The sequence below is a fragment of the Burkholderia sp. BCC0097 genome (assembly GCF_902832985.1).
GTDB classification, from domain to species: Bacteria; Pseudomonadota; Gammaproteobacteria; order Burkholderiales; family Burkholderiaceae; genus Burkholderia; species Burkholderia orbicola.
This window is the reverse complement of record NZ_CADFDM010000009.1, coordinates 186,850-205,052: the sequence shown is the minus strand read 5'-3', so window position 1 is coordinate 205,052 and position 18,203 is coordinate 186,850. Positions and strand designations below refer to the sequence as shown.

Annotated in this window: 13 protein-coding genes; 10 read left to right on the top strand and 3 right to left on the bottom strand. The window is 68.3% G+C overall.

Annotation, left to right across the window (positions count from 1 at the left end; genetic code table 11):
- Positions 1-727: 727 nt before the first annotated feature.
- Positions 728-1,210 carry an Lrp/AsnC family transcriptional regulator gene (locus tag HWX07_RS28500; RefSeq protein WP_006479115.1) on the bottom strand — a complete coding sequence of 161 codons (483 nt, stop codon included), beginning with the start codon at positions 1,208-1,210 and terminating at the stop codon, positions 728-730.
- Positions 1,211-1,494: 284 nt separating this feature from the next.
- Here HWX07_RS28500 and HWX07_RS28495 point away from each other — a divergent pair, with 284 nt between their 5' ends.
- The 4 genes from HWX07_RS28495 (at position 1,495) to HWX07_RS28480 (ending at position 6,064) form a co-directional block, all read left to right on the top strand.
- Positions 1,495-2,151: a LysE family translocator gene (locus HWX07_RS28495; RefSeq protein WP_175878555.1), complete on the top strand. Its 657-nt coding sequence runs from the start codon at positions 1,495-1,497 to the stop codon at positions 2,149-2,151.
- 122 nt (positions 2,152-2,273) lie between these two features.
- A complete protein-coding gene (gene kch, locus HWX07_RS28490; RefSeq protein WP_175878554.1) occupies positions 2,274-3,449 on the top strand; it encodes a voltage-gated potassium channel protein in 1,176 nt (391 codons plus the stop codon).
- Positions 3,450-3,510: 61 nt separating this feature from the next.
- Entirely contained in the window at positions 3,511-3,942 is a 432-nt protein-coding gene (locus HWX07_RS28485; protein WP_059505133.1) for a YqaA family protein, read from the top strand.
- 139 nt (positions 3,943-4,081) lie between these two features.
- Complete coding sequence (locus HWX07_RS28480) at positions 4,082-6,064, top strand: methyl-accepting chemotaxis protein (RefSeq protein ID WP_175878553.1); 1,983 nt, start codon at positions 4,082-4,084, stop codon at positions 6,062-6,064.
- Between the two features lie 42 nt (positions 6,065-6,106).
- On the opposite strand, the gene HWX07_RS28475 is transcribed toward HWX07_RS28480, so the two are convergent.
- Positions 6,107-7,759, bottom strand: a complete 1,653-nt coding sequence (locus HWX07_RS28475) for an acyl-CoA synthetase (RefSeq protein WP_175878552.1) — start codon at positions 7,757-7,759, stop codon at positions 6,107-6,109.
- 168 nt (positions 7,760-7,927) lie between these two features.
- Between HWX07_RS28475 and HWX07_RS28470 the strand changes: the two genes are divergently transcribed.
- The 6 genes from HWX07_RS28470 to HWX07_RS28445 all read left to right on the top strand — a co-directional run bounded on the left by HWX07_RS28470 (position 7,928) and on the right by HWX07_RS28445 (position 17,015).
- Entirely contained in the window at positions 7,928-8,671 is a 744-nt protein-coding gene (locus HWX07_RS28470; RefSeq protein WP_175878551.1) for a Crp/Fnr family transcriptional regulator, read from the top strand.
- A gap of 184 nt (positions 8,672-8,855) precedes the next feature.
- Positions 8,856-12,023, top strand: a complete 3,168-nt coding sequence (locus tag HWX07_RS28465; RefSeq protein WP_175878550.1) for an efflux RND transporter permease subunit — start codon at positions 8,856-8,858, stop codon at positions 12,021-12,023.
- A 47-nt stretch (positions 12,024-12,070) separates the two neighbouring features.
- Positions 12,071-13,300, top strand: a complete 1,230-nt coding sequence (locus HWX07_RS28460; protein ID WP_175878549.1) for an efflux RND transporter periplasmic adaptor subunit — start codon at positions 12,071-12,073, stop codon at positions 13,298-13,300.
- Positions 13,301-13,305: 5 nt separating this feature from the next.
- The gene (locus tag HWX07_RS28455; RefSeq protein ID WP_175878548.1) at positions 13,306-14,817 is read left to right on the top strand and encodes an efflux transporter outer membrane subunit; all 1,512 of its coding nucleotides are present in this window, start codon (positions 13,306-13,308) and stop codon (positions 14,815-14,817) included.
- A 21-nt stretch (positions 14,818-14,838) separates the two neighbouring features.
- A complete protein-coding gene (locus tag HWX07_RS28450) occupies positions 14,839-15,534 on the top strand; it encodes a heavy metal response regulator transcription factor (RefSeq protein ID WP_175878547.1) in 696 nt (231 codons plus the stop codon).
- Positions 15,531-17,015: a heavy metal sensor histidine kinase gene (locus HWX07_RS28445; protein WP_175878546.1), complete on the top strand. Its 1,485-nt coding sequence runs from the start codon at positions 15,531-15,533 to the stop codon at positions 17,013-17,015. Before HWX07_RS28450 ends, HWX07_RS28445 begins: the two co-directional genes overlap by 4 nt.
- A gap of 76 nt (positions 17,016-17,091) precedes the next feature.
- Here HWX07_RS28445 and HWX07_RS28440 read toward each other — a convergent pair whose 3' ends face one another.
- Complete coding sequence (locus tag HWX07_RS28440) at positions 17,092-18,132, bottom strand: helix-turn-helix domain-containing protein (protein ID WP_175878622.1); 1,041 nt, start codon at positions 18,130-18,132, stop codon at positions 17,092-17,094.
- Between the last annotated feature and the right edge of the window lie 71 nt (positions 18,133-18,203).

Below are 18,203 nucleotides of genomic sequence, written 5' to 3'. Positions count from 1 at the left end.
ACGCCCGGGCGGCCAATATTCATGTTGCGCAGCAGCAACATGAATTGTCAGTAATTCTCATATAACGAAATCGCATTTCACAAGGCGGAGCCGTTTCGCTATGATTAGGGTTATCCCTAACTCGCCACCTCTATGGGGCTCCGTCATGCAAACGTCTAATGTCTCCGATCGTTCCACCCAATCCACTGGCTGGCTCGCACGTGTTGGCGAGCTGCTGGCGGAAGCTTGGGCACTGCACCTCGAGAACTGCGAAGTCATCGCTGAAGCACACGCGCGCCTGCCGCGCTGAGCGGACTGGACTGCCGGCGGCCTGATCGCCGGCCGCCTGATCCGCTCGCGCCCACGCGCGCCGACAGCGGTTGTTGCGCCGGGCACCGGGCGGTTGCGCTGGACAGATAGCAAGAAGCCGGGCTCGTCCCGGCCGAATATCCTCGTCGTGCGGCGAGTGTTTCAAGATCGTCTCGAGGCTGTGTTTCAGGCCGATACCGGGGCCGATTCATGCATCTGGGCGCGGATCGCTAAGCCAGCTTGCTTGGGCGAGCAGCCATTGCCCGTCGGCGCACTTTTGCGCCCGGTCATCGCCGGCGGAAGATTCATCCGTTTTTGTGTGCCCGCCGGCCATTTCCCTGGCGAGCCTTCCGCCCCGGCCGTTTACCGGTTTCCTTCGCACCCGCGCCGTCCCGCGCGCACTGCGGTTTCAACGACGGTCGCCCCCGTCTCCAACCCGTCACACCTGAATCGAAGGCACATCCTTCATGCACCGCAGCGCGAACATCGAACGGCTGTGGCGGATGCTCGAGATCCGGTACAGCTTTTCGCGCAGGAAGCGTTCGTAGCCGGCCGTGCCGTCCACCGCGACCTTGATCCAGTAGTCGTACTCGCCCGACACCAGATACGCCTCGAGCACCTCCGGCAGCGCCGCCAGTTCGGCGCCGAAGCGCGCCAGTGCGTCGTCTTCATGGCGATCGAGCGTGACTTCGAGGATCACGATGTCCGCGTAGCCGAGCTTGCGCTGGTTGACCAGCGCGACATAGCCGTCGATGTAGCCGTCGAGTTCGAGTTGCCGCGTGCGATTCCAGCAGGCGGTGGTCGACATGCCGATCTGTTCGGCCAGTTCGGCGTTCGACAGACGCGCATTTTTCTGCAATGCACCCAGGATCTTGCGGTCCTGATTGTCGAGCGTTTTGGGCGTGCGTTCGCGGGTAGCCATGGCGAGAAGAATCTTCTACTGAAAATCGGCATTCTATCTGAACGGGATTCCGGTTTCAGGGCCGTTTTGCTGGAAAACAGGAAGCCTTTTAATCGGGCTGCTTGATACATTTTCTCCATGCCTGCTGTCCGGCACGCTCCCCGCGACCACCCCTCGCAACGGAACGCACGGCCGCAATCACGAGTTGCGGCGCCGGCCGCCAGGCATGCGATTCCCCGCCGCCCGCACGCCCATCCGACCGCGTGCGGGGCCGGTGCCTGCCTCCCCGTTCCTGCTCGTCCGTCATGTCGTTCAAGCTTTATCTGTCGTTCCTCGCTGCTTCCGTCGTCCTCATCTACGCGCCCGGCCCCGTCAACCTGCTCACGATGAACCAGGCGTTGCGCACCGGCTGGCGCCGCGCGCTGCCGTGCGTCTGGGGCGGCACGCTCGCCGTGCTGCTGCAACTCGCGCTGACCGCGCTGTGCCTCAACTCGCTGGTCCATCTCGATGAACACGCACTGACCGTGCTGCGCTGGGCCGGCGCCGCGTATCTCGTCTGGCTCGGCGGCAAGCAATGGCTGAGCCGCACGCCGGCCGGCGCGGCCACGTCGCCGGCCGAGACCGACGCGGGAACGGCCATCGCCGCGCCGGACGCCGATTCCGGTCGCGCGCTGTTCTGGCGCGGCGTCGCGACTTCCGGACTGAATCCGAAGACGCTGCTGTTCTTTCCGTCGTTCTTTCCGCAGTTCATCAGCCCGACTGCCGACTGGAGCCTGAACCTTCAATACCTGCTGCTCGCCGCGACGTTCGCGCTGCTGTTCGCGGGCGGCGTCGCATCGATGGCGCTGTTCTCGCACCGGCTGAGCCGCGCGCTGCAGCGGCCGACGCGGATGCGTGCGATGAACCGCGTGACGGGCGGGCTGCTCGTCGGGATGGGCGCGATCATGGTCGGCTGGAACTGAACGGCCGCGCGAACGGACTGCGTCGGCGCCGCTGTCAGGCGCCTCGAAAAAGCAGCCGGGCGCCGAATGCTTTAGGGTAGCGCCTGGTTCGTTGGACATGCCCGGGCCTGCCGGGCGACTGAATGAAGCACGTCACATCCCGCCTGCGGCGCCTGTTCGCGCCGATTGGCCTGCACTGGTATCTCGCCCTCCTGCTTGCGCTCGATGCGCTCATGGTGCTGCGCCCCGTCGTCGAGCACGCGCGTCTCGGCCTGCACCGCGCATGGCTCGCCGATGCGCTGAATCTCGTCGACAACATGGGGCTCGTCGTGCTGCCGCAGGTGGTGGTCGCGGCCGGCCTCGCGACGATGGCCATCGGCATCGTGCTGCGCGCCCGCGTCGCGTGGGTACTGTCGATCCTGCTGCTGGTCGCGGCCGCCGCGATCAGCGTGCTCGGCGGCTATCGCAGCCACGCGGTGTTCGTCTATACGGCCGTGCTGGTCGTGGCGCTGCTGTACTACTGGCGGCACTTCGATCGCGCGAGCGTGGCCGCCAGCAGCCTGTTCGCGTTGCTGAGCATCGTGTCGCTGCTGATCTACGCCACTTTCGGCGTGCTCTATCTCGGCGACGAATTCACGCCGCCCGTCCACGATCTCGCCACCGCCGTCTATTTCTCGATCGTGTCGATGTCGACCGTCGGCTACGGCGACATCGTGCCGCACGCGCCGACCGCGCGCCTGTTCACCGCATCGGTGATCGTGCTCGGCATCACGGTATTCGCGACGTCGATCAGCGCGGTCGTCGGCCCGGTGATCGGCGGCAATCTGAAACGGATCGTCAAGGGAGGCATTTCGAACGTGATCCGCAAGCATCATTTCCTGATCGTCGGCGCGACACCCGTCGCCCATGCGGTGCACGACGGGCTGCGCAAGCGCGGCTACGCGGTGACCGTCGTCGTGCCGGCCGGCGTCGAGCACAACTATCCGGCCTCGACCGACCTGATCGTCGGCGATGCGACCGACCATGCGGTGCTGGAAAGCGCCGGCGCGGCGACCGCGCGCGCGGTGCTCGCGCTGCGCTCGGACGACGCCGAAAACGCGTTCATCATCCTCGCGATCCGCGAGATCGCGCCGTCGGTGCGCACGGTCGCGCTCGTGAACCAGCAGCGCAACCTCGAACGGCTGCGGCTGTTGAAGCCCGACATGGTGTTCTCGCCGCAGCAGCTCGCGGGCGAACTGCTCGCCAGCACGCTCAACGACGAACCGGTCGACAAGTCGATGATCTCGCACCTGCTGTTCGGCACGACGGATGCCGCATGAGATCGTGAGCCGATGACCGCGTGACCGGGGCTGGCCGTCGCGCGGCCGGTACAATCCCGCGATGTCCGAATTACTCACTTACGGCGGCCTGTTCGCCGTGTCGATGGTCGCCGCGACCCTGTTTCCGCTCCAGTCCGAAGCCGTGCTCGCCGGCCTGCTGCTGGCCGGGCGCGAACCCGTGTGGGCGCTGGTGCTCGTCGCGAGCGTCGGCAACGTCGCCGGCTCGGCGATCAACTGGGCGCTCGGGCGCGGCATCGAGCACTTTCGCGAGCGCCGCTGGTTTCCGGTCAAACCGTCCGCGCTCGCGCGCGCCGAACGCTGGTATGCACGCTATGGCCGGTGGTCGCTGCTGCTGAGCTGGGCGCCGGTGATCGGCGATCCGCTGACGATGATCGCCGGCGTGCTGCGCGAGCCGCTGCCGACCTTTCTCGCGATCGTGACGATCGCGAAAGTCGGCCGGTATCTGGCCGTCGCGTGGCTCGTCACGCACTGACCTCCGCTTCCCCTTCGGCCGCCTGTCGGCCCGCGATTCGCGACATCCGCTAAAGATTTCGCGAAAGTTGCCGTATTAACGGGACCACGAGCGGTGACGCGTGCGTTCCGCCTCCTCTCACTCCCACTCAGGATGTCTCATGAGAATGACCCAATTGGGCCGAGTGAGCGTCGGCGCGCGTCTGGCCGCGCTGGCGTGCGCGCTCGTCGCCCTGCTGTTTACCGTGTTCGCGTGGACGCTCGCCCATTTCGCCGGCCAGCAACTCGCCGAAGAAGCGCACCTGAGGATCGACGACAAGGAACAGTCGATTCGCGCGATGGTCGACCTGTTCGACAAGGCGCTGAGCGCCGAAGCCAGCCGCTCGATGGCGCTGTTCGCGAGCTTCCTGCCGGCCGATTTCTCGCTCGACCCGGCACGCACGGTCGATATCGGCGGCGTCGCCGCGCCGACGCTCCTCGCGGGCGGCCAGCCGCTCGACCTCGATTATTCGATTCCCGATCAGTTCCTGAAGAAAAGCGGCGCGATCGCCACGATCTTCGCGCGCGACGGCGACGACTTCGTGCGCATCACGACGTCGCTGAAGAAGCAGGACGGCGCGCGCGCGGTCGGCACCAAGCTCGACCGCGCCGGCCCCGCGTATGCGCCGCTCGTCGCCGGGCGCAGCTACACGGGCCTCGCGAAGCTGTTCGGCCGGTCGTACATCACGCAGTACAAGCCGGTGACCGACGCGACCGGCCGCGTGATCGGCGCGCTGTTCGTCGGCCTCGACATCGGCGCCGAGCTCAAGCTCGTCGAGGACGGCATCCGCGCGCTGAAGATCGGCGACAACGGCTACTACTTCGTGCTCGATGCGTCGCAAGGCCCGTCGCGCGGCACCTTCGTCGTGCATCCCGATGCGGCCGGCCAACGGGCCGACGACACGCGCGCACCCTACGCGCAGATGCTCGCGACGGCCCAGGGCCGGCTCGCGTACACGTCGACCGACCCCGCCGCGCACGACGCCGGGCCGACCGCGAAATTCGTGTCGTTCACGACGATTCCGCAGTGGCAATGGCTCGTCGGCGGGATCGCGCTCGACGACGAACTGCTGGCCACCATGCGCGCCACCCGCAACCGCTTCCTGATGATCGGCGCCGTGCTCGTCGCGGCGTTCGCGACGCTGTTCGTCGTCGTCGTGCGACGCGTCGTGAGCCGGCCGCTGGAAGCCGCCGCCCGCGCGTCCGAGCGCTATGCGGCGGGCGATCTCAGCGTGCGCATCCGCGACGGCGCGGCCGCGCACGGCAACGCGGGCAACGACGAGATCGGCCGGCTCGTGCAGGCGGTCGACGGGATCGGCGACGGCCTCGCGCGGATCGTCGCGCAAGTGCGCAACGGCGCGGCCGACATCGCGCACGGCACGGTCGGCATCGCGGCCGGCAGCGGCGACATCGCAGCGCGAATCGCGACGCAAGCCAGCAGCGTCGAGCAAACGGCCGCCAGCATGGAGCAGATCACCGCCGCCGTGCAGCAAAGCGCCGAGCATGCGGCGCAGGCCAACGCGCTGGTCGCGGACGCATCGGCCGCCGCGACCAACGGCGACGCCGCGGTGCAGCGCGTGGTCGCGACGATGGACGACATCGGCCGCGCGACGCGCCGGATCGCCGAGATCACCGGCGCGATCGAAGGCATCGCGTTCCAGACCAACATCCTCGCGCTGAACGCGGCCGTCGAGGCCGCCCGCGCGGGCGAACACGGCAAGGGCTTCGCGGTGGTCGCGGCCGAGGTGCGCGCGTTGGCGCAGCGCAGCGCGGCCGCGGTCAAGGAGATCGACGCGCTGAGCGCCGAATCGACGACGACGGTCGAACAGGGTTACCGGATCGCGGACGCCGCGCGCGGCACGATGCGCGACATCGTCGCGCGGGTCGACCAGGTGCGCACGCTGATCGGCGAGATCAGCGCCGCGTCGCGCGAACAATCGACCGGCATCGAGCAGGTGAACCTGGCCGTCACGCAGATCGGCGAAGCGACGCAGCAGAATGCGACGCTGATCTCCGATGCGGAGCGCGCGGCCGTCGCGTTGCGCGAGCAGGCCGCGCAACTGTCGGACGCGGTCAGCGTGTTCCGGCTCGCACGCGACGCGTGACGAACGCCGGACGACGAACGATCGGCCGCGGCCGGGCCTCGCCTACTTCTTGTCGCCCGCCAGGTCGATCGCCTTGTCCGAGCCGACCGCATTACGCAACTGGAACTTCTGGATCTTGCCGGTCGAGGTCTTCGGCAGTTCGCCGAAGCGTACGGCCTTCGGCACCTTGAAGCCCGCGAGTAGTTGCCGGCAGTGCGCGACGATTTCCGCCTCGGTCGCGCTCGCGCCTTCGCGCAGCTCGACGAACGCGCACGGCACCTCGCCCCATTTCGGGTCGGGCATCGCGACGACGGCCGCGACGGCCACCGCCGGATGCCGGTACAGCGCATCCTCGACCTCGATGCTCGAGATGTTCTCGCCACCCGAGATGATGATGTCCTTCTTGCGATCCTTGATCCGGATATAGCCGTCCGGCATCAGCACCGCGAGATCGCCCGTATGGAACCAGCCGCCGTGGAACGCCTCGTCGGTCGCCTTCGGATTCTTCAGGTAGCCCTTCATGCAGATGTTGCCGCGGAACATGATCTCGCCGAGCGTCTCGCCGTCAGCCGGCACCGGCGTCATCGTGTCGGGATCGAGCACCGTCGCGCCTGCCTCGAGGTGGTAGCGCACGCCCTGGCGCGCATTCAGCCGCGCGCGTTCCTCGTCGGACACGGCGTCCCAGTGCGCCTGCTTCGCGCAGACGGTCGCCGGGCCGTAGACCTCGGTCAGCCCGTACACGTGCAGCAGGTCGAAGCCGATCTCCTTCATCTTCGCGATCACGGCCGGCGCGGGCGCCGCGCCCGCGACCATCGCGTGCACCGTATGGTCGATCCCCGCGCGGAACTCGGCCGGCGCGTTCGCGATCGCGCTCTGCACGATCGGCGCGCCGCAGTAATGCGTGACGCGCTCGCGGCGAATCAGGTCGAACACGGTCTTCGCGTCGAACTTGCGCAGGCACACGTTCACGCCGCCGCGCGCCGCGACGGCCCACGGAAAACACCAGCCGTTGCAATGGAACATCGGCAGCGTCCACAGATACACCGCGTGCTTCGGCATGTCCCATTCGAGGATGTTGCTGATCGCCGCGAGATACGCGCCGCGATGGTGGTAGACGACGCCCTTCGGGTCGCCGGTCGTGCCCGACGTGTAGTTCAGCGCGATCGCCTCCCATTCGTCGGCGGGCGGCGTCCATGCGTAATCGGGGTCGCCGCCGGCCACGAACGCCTCGTAGTCGGTCGCGCCCGCGAAACGGTCGGGGTCGGCCGGCATCGCGTCGGCCACGCTGACGATCTTCAGGCCCGGCACCTCCAGCGCCGCGCGATGCGCGAGCTCCGCGTATTCGGTGTCGACGATCAGGACCTTCGCCTCGCCGTGACGCAGCATGAACAGCACCGACGGCACGTCGAGCCGCGTATTGATCGTGTTCAGCACGGCGCCGGCCATCGGCACGCCAAAGTGCGCCTCGACCATCGCCGGGATGTTCGGCAGCAGCGCCGCGACCGTGTCGCCGCGCCCGACGCCGGCCTGCGCGAGCGCGCTCGCCAGCTGCTTCGCGCGGGTGCAGGTCTCGCCCCACGTGCGCCGCACGTCGCCGTGCACGATCGCGAGGCGCTCGCCGTAGACTTCGGCCGCCCGGATCAGGAAATCGATCGGGGTGAGCGGCACGTAATTGGCGTCGCGGCGGCCGAGCCCGGCCTCGAACATCTGCGTCATGATCCTGTCTCCCGTGTTCTGTCCACCGGGGCGCATGCACCCCGGATCGTTTTGATGTGGTTCAATTGCCGACAGCCTAACGGGCGCTATTGTGAGCCGTCTGTCATCGAAACGACAGAGTGCCGCCCAAGCGCTGCGCGTTATCCCTATCCTCGCAAACCCGCACCGATGCACGACCACCCTCAAGCGGCCGCCCAGCCGGCCGACATGCCCCCCGAACCGGGCCCGCTGGCGCCGCTCGCGACGCTGTTCGGCCAGTGCGCGTGGTTTCGCACGCTGGCGCCCGAACACCAGGCGCGCGTGCTGGCCGAGTCGCACGTCGCGCAGTGCGAAGCGGGCGACGTGATCGCGCACCGGCTCGCGCCGTCCGAATACTGGATCGGCGTCCATCAGGGGTTGCTGAAGCTCGCGATCTTCAACGTGTCGGGGCGCGGCTGCACGTTCTCCGGCGTGCCGTCGGGCGGCTGGTTCGGCGAAGGCAGCGTGATCAAGCGCGAGCTGCGCAAGTACGAGGTCGTCGCGATCCAGCGCTCGACCGTGCTGTTCGTGCCGGTCGACACGTTCCATGCGCTGCTCGACACGAGCCTGCCGTTCACGCGCTTCGTGATTCATCAGTTGAACAACCGGATGGGCGAATTCATCGCGTCGATCCAGAACAGCCGGCTGCTCGACGTCGACGCGCGCGTCGCGCAGGCGCTCGCGCAACTGTTCAATCCCGCGCTTTACCCGGACACCGGCCCGTCGCTGTCGATCTCGCAGGAGGAACTGGGGATGCTCGTCGGCGTGTCGCGCCAGCGGATCAACCAGGCGCTGCAGCAGCTCGAGAAGCTCGGCGCGCTGCGGCTCGCGTACAACCAGATCGAGGTCGTCGATCTCGACGCGCTCGCGCGCTTCGGCATGGAGCAGCTGTGAGCGCCGCCCGATGCGCGAAACCGTCGCCATCGCGACGACGCATTCCGTCCGCGGAATCGGCCGACGGACGCCACGCCCCAACCTGACAATTCCGCCAGTTTCGCGACAGTAACCCGTTGCGGGCCGACGCCTATCATTCGGGTTCCCTTCACCGCCGCCGATCACCGCCTGCCCCGCCGCCTTCATGTGGATCGTCAATCTCGCGCTCAGGCGCCCCTACACGTTCATCGTCATGGCCATCATGATCGTGCTGGCCACCCCGCTGGCGCTGATGCGCACGCCGGTCGACGTGCTGCCCGCGATCAACATCCCCGTGATCAGCGTGATCTGGAATTACAGCGGCTTCTCCGCGACGGAGATGACGAACCGCATCACGTCCGTGCATGAACGCATCCTGACGACCACCGTCAACAACATCCAGCACGTCGAATCGACGTCGCTGCCCGGCATCGCGGTCGTGAAGGTGTTCCTGCAACCGGGCGCGAACGTGCAGACGGCGATCGCACAGACGGTGTCGTCCGCGCAGGCGATCGTGCGGCAGATGCCGCAGGGCGCCACGCCGCCGCTCGTGATCACCTATTCCGCGTCGAGCATTCCGGTGATCCAGCTCGGGCTGTCGAGCCAGACGCTCAGCGAGCAGTCGCTCGCCGACATCGCGCTCAACTTCCTGCGCCCGCAGCTGATCACGGTGCCGGGCGTACAGATTCCGTTCCCGTACGGCGGCCGCACGCGCGTGGTCGCGATCGACCTCGACCCGCAGGCGCTGCAGGCGAAGGGCCTCACGCCGGCCGACATCGTCAACGCGGTCAACGCGCAGAACCTCGTGCTGCCGACCGGCACCGCGAAGATGGGTCAGACCGAATACCGGATCGACACGAACGCGTCGGCCGATACGGTCGCCGACATCAGCAACCTGCCGGTCCAGACGATCAACGGCGCGACGACCTACCTGCGCGAAGTCGCGGCGGTGCGCGACGGCTTCGCGCCGCAGACCAACGTCGTGCGCCAGAACGGCCAGCGCGGCGTGCTGATCTCGATCCTGAAAAGCGGCGACGCGTCGACGCTCAAGGTCGTGTCGGACCTGAAGGCGCTGCTGCCGAAGGTGATCCCGACGCTGCCCGAAGGGCTCACGATCACGCCGCTGTTCGACCAGTCGGTGTTCGTCAACGCGGCCGTCCAGGGCGTGATCCACGAGGCGCTGATCGCCGCCGTGCTGACCGCGATGATGATCCTGCTGTTCCTCGGCAACTGGCGCAGCACGCTGATCATCGCGATCTCGATCCCGCTGTCGATCTTCACGTCGCTGATCGCGCTGTCCGCGCTCGGCGAGACCATCAACATCATGACGCTCGGCGGGCTCGCACTCGCGGTCGGCATTCTCGTCGACGACGCGACCGTCACGATCGAGAACATCGAGCGGCACCTGCATCTGGGGACGAACCTGCACGACGCGATCCTCGAAGGCGCGGGCGAGATCGCGGTGCCCGCGCTGGTATCGACGCTGTGCATCTGCATCGTGTTCGTGCCGATGTTCTTCCTCACCGGCGTCGCGCGCTTCCTGTTCGTGCCGCTCGCGGAAGCCGTGGTGTTCGCGATGCTCGCGTCGTACGTGTTGTCGCGCACGCTGGTGCCGACGCTCGCGATGCTGCTGTTCCGCCCGCAGCAGGCGAACACCGGCGCCGATCATTCGACGTCGCGCTTCGCACGCATCCATCACGCGTTCAACCATGCGTTCGAACGGCTGCGCGCGTGGTACATCGTGCTGCTCAGCATCCTGCTCGTGCGCCGCCGCTTCTACGCGCTGTGCTTCCTCGGCTTCTGCGTGCTGTCGACCGGCCTCGTGTTCATGCTCGGCCGCGATTTCTTCCCGAACGCCGATTCCGGCAATCTCCGGCTGCACGTGCGCGCGCCGACCGGCTACCGGATCGAGGAAACCGCGCGGCTCGCCGACCAGGTCGAGCGCGTGATCCGCGCAACCGTGCCGCCCGACGAGCTCGGCGCGATCGTCGACAACCTCGGCCTGCCGGTGAGCGGCATCAACCTGTCGTACAGCAACGCCGGCACGATCGGCACGCTCGACGGCGAGCTGCTGATCGCGCTGAAGCCCGGCCACCGCGCGACCGGGCACTACGTCGAAACACTGCGCACGCTGCTGCCGCAGCGCTTCCCGGGCGTCGAGTTCTTCTTCCAGCCGTCGGACATCATCACGCAGATCCTCAACTTCGGGCAGCCGGCCGCGATCGACGTGCAGGTGCTCGGCAACGATCTCGCGAGTAACATGACCATTGCGAGCAGCCTGATGAAAAAGATCAGGCAAATCCCCGGCGCCGTCGACGTGCACGTGCTGCAACGCAACGACGAGCCGACCCTGCTGGCCGACATGGACCGTACGCGCATGCAGCAGCTCAATCTCTCCGCGCAGAACGTCGCGCAGAACATGCTGATCTCGCTGTCGGGGAGCTCGCAGACGACGCCCTCGTTCTGGATCAACCCGCGCACCGGCGTCCAGTACCCGCTGCAGATCCAGACCCCGCAATACGACATCGCGTCGGTCGACGACCTGCTCGGCACGCCGATCTCGGCCAGCGGCCGCACCGGCGCGCCGCTGCAGCTGCTCGGCAACTTGGTGCAGGTGCGCAGCACCGCGAACCCCGCCGTGATCACGCACTACAACATCCGCCCGGCGATCGACGTGTACGTGAGCGTCGAAGGACGCGATCTCGGCGCGGTCGCGGGCGAAATCGACCGCATCGTGGCCGACGCGCGCGCGTCGCTGCCGCGCGGCACCGGCCTCGCGATGCGCGGCCAGATCGAGACGATGCGCACGTCGTATCTCGGCCTCGGCGCGGGCGTCGCGATGGCGATCGTGCTCGTCTACCTGCTGATCGTCGTCAATTTCCAGTCGTGGCTCGATCCGCTGATCATCATCAGCGCGATGCCGGCCGCGCTCGCCGGCATCGCGTGGATGCTGTTCATCACCGGCACGCACCTGAGCGTGCCCGCGTTGACGGGCGCGATCATGACGGTCGGCGTCGCGACCGCGAACAGCATCCTGGTCGTGTCGTTCGCCCGGCAGCGCCTCGCGGCGGGCGCGCCGCCGCTCACGGCCGCGCTGGAGGCCGGCGCGACCCGCATCCGGCCGGTGCTGATGACGGCGCTCGCGATGATCATCGGGATGGTGCCGATGGCGCTCGGTCTCGGCGAAGGCGCCGAACAGAATGCGCCGCTCGGCCGCGCGGTGATCGGCGGGCTGCTGTTCGCGACCGTTTCGACGTTGCTGTTCGTGCCGCTCGTGTTCGGCGGCGTGCATGCGCGGCTGGCCCGGCGGCGTGCGCGCCAGGCCGGACACTGACTTTCGCCCTGCTTTTCACCTACTACCCGGTTGAATTGGTTGAATTCATGGAAGAGAAACATCACAGCGCCGTCGGCATCCAGGTGGACGAACACGGCATGCACCTGCCGGCGCGCGCGTCGGTGTCGCGGCGCGGACGGATCGTCCTGATCGTGATCGGCGTGCTGCTGGCCGCCGGCGCCGCACGCACCATCGTGGTCAACGTGCTGAACCAGCATCGCCTCGACGCGGTCGCCGAGCAGAACACGCGCCAGTACGTGAGCGTCGTGCATCCCGTCGACGCGGCCACCGGCGGCAAGCTGACGCTGCCCGGCACGCTGCGCGGCTTCGTCGAGGCGCCGATCTATGCGCGCGCCAGCGGCTACGTGCTGCGCTGGCAGGCCGATATCGGCGCGCACGTGAAGCAGGGGCAAACGCTCGCCGAACTCGACACGCCGGAGCTGAACCAGGAACTCGCGCAGGCCACCGCGCAGCGCCAGCAGGCGCAAGCCGCGCTCGCGCTCGCGAAGACGTCGTTCGACCGCGCGCAGCAGTTGCGCCAGCGCGATGCCGTGTCGCAGCAGGAGCTGGACGACCGGCAAGGCGCGTTCAGCCAGGGCAACGCGAACCTCGCGGCGGCCGATGCGAACATGCGCCGCCTCACCGAGCTGAAGGGCTTCCAGCGGATCGTCGCGCCGATCGACGGGATCGTCACGCAGCGCAACGTCGACGTCGGCGATCTCGTCAATTCCGGCAACGCGGGCCGCGCGCTGTTCACGGTCGTGCAGGCCGACCGGCTGCGCCTGTACGTGCAGGTGCCGCAGGCGTATGCGCAGCAGGTGAAGGTCGGCCAGCACGTGAGCGTCGCGCAGGCCGAGCTGCCGGGGCGGACCTTCGACGGGACGATCACGCGCACGTCGCAGGCGATCGACGTCGCGACGCGTTCGCTGCAGATCGAGATCACGCTGCCGAACCCCGACGGGCGGCTGCTGCCCGGCGCGTACGTGCAGGCGACGCTGCCGATGACGCCGGTCGGCCGCCTGCAGGTGCCGGCCAATACGCTGCTGTTCCGCGCCGAAGGCCCGACGGTCGCCGCCGTCGATGCGAACGGCCAGGTCCATCTGAAACAGGTGACGGTCGTGCGCACGATCGGCCAGACGCTCGAAGTCGACGGGCCGATCACGCCGAACGACCGCCTTGTCGCGAACCCGAGCGACGCGCTCGCGACCGGCGACCGGGTCGTCGTGCAGGCGCCGGCGGCGCAGCCGGCCTCTGCCGTCGCGGGGGCGAAGTCGTGATCGCGATGCGCCCCCGCGTGCACCCGGCCGCGATCGGCGCCGTCGCGATCGTCGCGGCCGCGGTGCTCGCCGGCTGCACGGTCGGCCCGGACTACCGGCGCCCGCCCGTCGATACGCCGGCCGCGTGGCGGCTCGACCCAGCGGACGCATACTGGCAGCCGGCCGCGCCGGCCCGCGCGCCGCTCGATCCCGCCTGGTGGACGGCGTTCGGCGACGCACAGCTCGACGCGCTGGAAGCCGACGCGCTGCGCAACAACCAGAATCTGAAGGCGATGGCCGCGCGCTACGACCAGGCGAAAGCGACGCTCGCGTCGGTGGCGTCCGCGCAGTATCCGGCCGTCGGGCTGAACGCGAGCGGCCAGCGCTTCAAGATCTCCGCCGACCGGCCGCAGACCAACTACGCGACGCAGAGCATGTCGACCGTGCAGAACGACATCCAGGTCGGCGCGGCGGTCAGCTACGAACTCGACCTGTTCGGCCGCGTGCGGCGCAACGTCGAAGCCGCGCAGGCCAACTCCGAGCAGGCGCGCGACGATTTCGCGAACGCGCGCCTCGTGCTGAGCGCCGACCTCGCGTCGAGCTATTTCACGCTGCGCGAGCTCGACACCGAGATCGACGTCGTCAAGCGCTCGATCGACCTGCAACAGAAGGCGCTCGATTACGTCAGCGCGCGCCACGACCTCGGCGCGGTGTCGGGCCTCGACCTGTTGCAGCAACGCGCGCAGCTCGACGCGACGCGCACGCAGGCGCAGTTGCTGATCCAGCAGCGCGCGCAGGTCGAAACCGCGATCGCGACGCTGGTCGGCACGCCGGCCCCCGCCTTCTCGCTGCCGCCGCGCGTGGTGCCGATCAACGCGCCCGCGCTGCCGACCGGCATGCCGAGCGACCTGCTGCAGCGGCGCCCCGACGTCGCGTCGGCCGAACGCGCGATGGCCGCCGCGAACGCGCAGATCGGCGTCGCGCGCGCCGCGTATTTCCCGCGCATCACGCTGTCGCCGGACATCGGCTGGGACGCGACCCGCTTCGCGGGCCTGTTCACCGTGCCGGCGCTGCTGTGGTCGGTCGGCGGCTCGCTCAGCCAGCCGCTGTTCGAGGGCGGCAAGCTGAAGGCCGGCGTCGATTTCGCGCAGGCCGGCTACGTCGCCGCGCAGGCCAGCTACCGGCAGACCGTGCTCACCGCGTTCCAGGAGGTGCAAAATGCGGTGACCGGGCTGTCGGTGCTCGCGCAGGCCGCGCAGCAGGCTTCCGCGGCCGTCGACGACGCGCGCAAGCTCGTCTCGCTCGCGCAGGACCGCTACGCGGGCGGCCTGACGCCGTTCATCGACGTGCTGACGGCCCAGCAGCAGTTGCTGACGAGCGAGCGCCAGGCCGTGCAGATCCAGGGCCAGCGCGCGGCGCTCGTCGTGTTTCTCGCGAAGGCGCTCGGCGGCGGCTGGGACGGCGATGCGGCGAGCGGCCCGGCGCCGTCCGACGTCGCGTCGGCGGGCCCGCAGCGCACCGCGGGCGTCGGCCCTTAACCCGGTTAGCGGAATACGAACATGAAAGTGCTGATCGTCGAAGACGAACCGAAAGTCGTCGAATACCTGAAGAGCGGCCTGACCGAGGAAGGCTGGGTCGTCGACACCGCGCTCGACGGCGAGGACGGCGCGTGGAAAGCCGTCGAATTCGACTACGACGTGATCGTGCTCGACGTGATGCTGCCGAAGCTCGACGGCTTCGGCGTGCTCCGTGCGTTGCGCGCGCAGAAACAGACGCCCGTGATCATGCTGACCGCGCGCGATCGTGTCGACGACCGCGTGCGGGGCCTGCGCGGCGGCGCCGACGACTATCTGACCAAGCCGTTCTCGTTCCTCGAACTGATCGAACGGCTGCGTGCGCTGACGCGCCGCGCGCGCGTGCAGGAATCGACGCTGATCTCGATCGGCGACCTGCGCGTCGACCTGATCGGCCGCCGCGCGACCCGCGACGGCGCGCGGCTCGACCTGACCGCGCAGGAATTCCAGCTGCTCGGCGTGCTCGCGCGGCGCAGCGGCGAGGTGCTGTCGAAGACGACCATCGCCGAACTCGTGTGGGACGTGAACTTCGACAGCAACGCGAACGTCGTCGAGACGGCGATCAAGCGCCTGCGCGCGAAACTCGACGGTCCGTTCGCCGAGAAGCTGCTGCACACGATCCGCGGCATGGGCTACGTGCTCGAGGCGCGCGAGGACGGCGACACGGAGCGGCGCGCATGAAACGCTCGATCATCCTGCGGCTCTCGGCGATGTTCGGCATCGTGTCGCTGCTCGTGTTCACGCTGGTCGGCTGCGGGCTGTTCGTGATGATGGAGCGTCAACTGTTCGCCGAGCTGCGCGCAACGCTCGACACGCGCGCCAAGGTCGCCGCGATGATCGTGTCGCACGCGACCACGGACGCACGCGGCCGCCTGATGCAGGAAAAGCTCGCCGATCTCGAACCGCCCGACGGCTCGACGCACTACCAGGTGATCAGCAACAACCCCGCGTTCCGCTTCGGCAGCCCCGTCGACGGCGTGCCGCTCGATCCGCCGTTCGGCGCGTTCCAGCGCTACCAGCTCAACGACAGCAGCTACGCGGTGATGACGAAAACCGTCGAGGTGGCCGGCGCCGGCGAGCGGCCGACGCTGCAACTGGTCGTCGCGACATCGTGCGAGCGGACGCAGCGGATGCTGCGCCGCTTCGGCTGGACACTGGCCGCGCTGATCGCGACGGCCACCGTCATCACGCTGCTGCTGAGCCGCGCGGTCGCGCGCTTCGGGCTCGCGCCGCTCGACCGGCTGTCGCAGGACGCCGCGAGCGTGAGCGCGACGAACCGTCGCCAGCGGCTGCACACCGACGCGCTGCCGACCGAGCTGCGCGATCTCGCCACCTCGTTCAACGGCGCGCTCGAACGCATCCAGCAAACCTATGCGCGGCTCGAAGCGTTCAACGCGGACGTCGCGCACGAGCTGCGCACGCCGATCAGCATCCTGATCGGCCAGACCCAGGTCGCGCTGACGAGCCGCGACCGCTCGGTCGACCGGATGCGCCAGACGCTGCAGTCGAACCTCGAGGAATTCGAGCGGCTGCGCGTGATCATCAACGACATGCTGTTCCTGTCGCGCAGCGACCGCGGCGAGCGCGCGAGCGACCTGAAGGACGTGTCGCTCGCCGACGAGGTGCGGCGCATGCTCGACTTCCTCGAAATCCCGCTCGACGAGGCGCAGTTGCGTGCCGAACTGCACGGCGACGCGCGCGCGGCCGTCGATCCGTCGCTGTTCCGCCGCGCGATGACGAACCTGTTGATCAACGCGATCCAGCATTCGGCGCCCGGCGCGACGCTGAACGTGACGATCACGTGCCGCGACACGCTCGTCGAGATGGCCGTGTCGAACCCCGGCGAGCCGATCGACCCGGTGCAGCGCTCGCACGTGTTCGAGCGTTTCTACCGGCTCGAGGAAGCACGCGCGAACAGCAAGGAAAATCACGGGCTCGGACTGTCGATCGTCAAGGCCGTGGCCGAGATGCACGGCGGCGGCGTGTTCGTCGCGTGCTCGGGCGGCGTCAATACGTTCGGCTTCTCGGTGTCGACGCAGCCCTGGCCGGGCGGCGCGCTGCGTCCGGCCGACGCCGCCGGGCCGGCCGATTCTGCCGAATCAGCCAATCCGGCCGATCCGCACGACGCTCGCCCGACGCACGCGCCGCGCGCGTTGCACTGACGGCGGCCGCGCCAGTCGACGTCCAGCCGCCTCCGATCGGCGCTTGCCCGCCGCGAACGCGGCCCGGAACGACGCGTTACGCGCGCGGCTTGCCGCCCTGCTCGCGCCACGCCCGCGGCGACATCGCGAACCGCTCCCGAAACACGCGACTGAAATGCGACATGTCGTTGAATCCCCAGCGCAACGCGATGTCGGACACGCGCAGCACCGCGCATTGCGGATTCGCGAGATCCTGCGCGCACCGTTCGAGCCGCAGGTTCAATACGTAACGCATCAGCGACGTGTTCTCGGCCTCGAACAGCTTGTTGATGTACCGCGACGACATCCCGATCGACCGCCCGATCATCATCGGGCTCAGCTCCGGATCGTGCAGGTGCTCGAGCAGATGCCGCTTCACCCGCGTCAGCGTCAACGCCTTCATCCTCGATTGCGCGAGGTCGTTGCGCTGCATGCCGCCGAGCGTCATCGCGATCAGCGAGATCGCGGTATCCGACAACTGCCGCATCTCGTCCTCGGTCACGCTGCGGATCTGCGACGACATCTGTTCGAGAAACGCCCGCATGACGCTGCCGACGCCCGCCCCGGTGTGCGTCGGGCAGGCCGTGCGGTGTTCCATCCCGACGACGAGCTGGTTCAGGGTCGCGCGGGGAATGCTGACGACGATCTCGCGCCACGACTGCCCGAACTGCAGGTGGTGCGGCCGGGTCGCGTCGTAGATCGCGAAATCCCCGGGATGCAGCGTGACGATCTTGCCGTCCTGCTCGACCGACTGGCTGCCCTCGAGCATCAATACGCCGAAATACTTGTCCTCATACTCGCTGCGCGCCTGGCGATAGCGCCGGCTCACGGCCTGTTCGCTTGCGTAGATTTCCGAGATCCGCATCTTTTCGCATTTGCGCTGCCGCACCTGGCCGAAGAAATCGGCTTTCTGCACGGCCGCGATCTGCACGTCCGCGAACAAACGCAGAATCGTCTCGCGCCAGAACTCGATACGCTGGCTGACCGAGCCGTCGGTCGCCACCTCGATGGCCGAATTCGTCCATTCGCCCGGCGGGCCGTCGGACGCCGGGCCGGGCGCGTCGCCGCTTGCGGCGCGCGGAAAAGGACGCATCGTCATGGTCATGCCCCACATCGTTTAGCCAACACGCAACCGGTAGCGTGCCCGTTCAAAAGCGCATTGTCCAATCG